The sequence below is a fragment of the Roseateles sp. genome, from assembly GCF_031397715.1.
In the GTDB taxonomy this organism is placed as follows: Bacteria; Pseudomonadota; Gammaproteobacteria; order Burkholderiales; family Burkholderiaceae_C; genus Paucibacter_A.
The window spans coordinates 1-1744 of sequence record NZ_JANNMI010000238.1 but is presented as its reverse complement, the minus strand read 5'-3'; the positions used below and the strand labels follow the sequence as shown (position 1 = coordinate 1744).

The window sequence follows — 1744 nt, the reverse complement described above, 5'->3', positions numbered from 1 at the left end:
GCGAAGCCAAGTCGCCCATCACATTGCCTGCGTAATCCTCGGGTGTCTCGACCTCCACGGCCATCATCGGCTCCAGGATGACAGGGCTGGCCTTGCGGCAGCCGTCCTTGAAACCCATCGAAGCAGCCATCTTGAAGGCGTTTTCGTTCGAGTCAACCTCGTGGTAGGAGCCGAAGGTCAGCGTGACCTTCACGTCAACCACCGGGTAGCCGGCCAACACGCCGTTAGGCAATGTTTCCTCAACACCCTTGCGCACCGCAGGTATGAATTCCTTAGGCACAACGCCGCCCTTGGTGGCATCGACGAACTCGAAACCCTTGCCCGGCTCTTGCGGCTCAACCGTCAGCACAACGTGACCGTACTGACCCTTACCGCCCGACTGGCGAACGAACTTGCCGTCCACATCGGAGACCGTCTTGCGAATCGTCTCGCGATAGGCCACTTGCGGCTTACCCACGTTGGCTTCGACGCCGAACTCGCGCTTCATGCGGTCAACAATAATTTCCAGGTGCAACTCACCCATGCCGGAAATGATGGTCTGGCCCGATTCTTCGTCGGTACGTAGGCGGAAGGATGGGTCTTCCTTGGCCAAACGGCCGAGGGCGATACCCATTTTTTCCTGGTCAGCCTTGGTCTTCGGCTCAACGGCTTGTGAAATCACAGGCTCGGGGAACACCATCTTTTCCAAGGTGATGATCGCGTCCGGATCGCACAAGGTTTCGCCGGTCGTCACGTCCTTCAAGCCCACGCAAGCGGCGATGTCACCGGCCAGAATTTCCGAGATTTCCTCGCGCTGGTTGGCGTGCATCTGCAAGATACGGCCAATGCGCTCTTTCTTGCTGCGAATCGGGTTGTAGACCGAGTCGCCCGACTTCAACACGCCAGAATACACGCGCACGAAAGTCAACTGACCCACATACGGATCGGTCATCAGCTTGAAAGCCAAGGCCGCAAACTTCTCAGAGTCCTTGGCTTCACGTGTGACTGGCTTGTCGTCTTCGTCAGTACCCGGAACCGGAGGAACGTCGAGCGGCGAAGGCATGAAGTCAATCACGCCGTCCAGCATGCGCTGAACGCCCTTGTTCTTGAAGGCGGTACCGCAGAACATCGGCTGGATTTCAGCCGCCAAGGTACGCGTACGGATGCCCTGCATGACTTCAGCATCGCTGAGTTCACCGGTTTCCAGGTACTTGTTCATCATTTCTTCGTTCGACTCAGCGGCGGCCTCAACCAAGTTGCCTCGCCACTTTTGTGCTTCTTCCAGCATTTCTGCGGGAATTTCACGGTAGTCGAACTTCATACCCTGGGACGCTTCATCCCAATAGATGGCCTTCATGCAGGTCAAGTCAATCACGCCTTGGAAGTTCTCTTCGGCGCCGATTGGCAGTGTGACAGGCACAGGATTGGCCTTCAGGCGCGTCTTCATCTGGTCGTAGACCTTCAGAAAATTGGCGCCGGTACGGTCCATCTTGTTGACGAAGGCCAAACGAGGCACTTTGTACTTATTCGCCTGACGCCAGACGGTTTCGGACTGCGGCTGCACACCGCCGACGGCACAATAGACCATGCAAGCACCGTCCAACACGCGCATCGAACGCTCAACTTCAATCGTGAAGTCAACGTGTCCGGGGGTGTCGATGATGTTGATGCGGTGCTCTGGGCGGGATGAATCCATGCCCTTCCAGAAACAGGTGGTTGCAGCCGAGGTGATCGTGATACCACGTTCTTGCTCTTGCTCCATCCA

General features: G+C 56.9%; 1 protein-coding gene. It reads right to left on the bottom strand.

Features of this window, described 5'->3' with window-relative positions; translation table 11 throughout:
• A partial coding sequence (gene fusA, locus RMO57_RS10255) for an elongation factor G (RefSeq protein WP_310386299.1) occupies window positions 1-1744 on the bottom strand: 1744 nt, incomplete at both ends.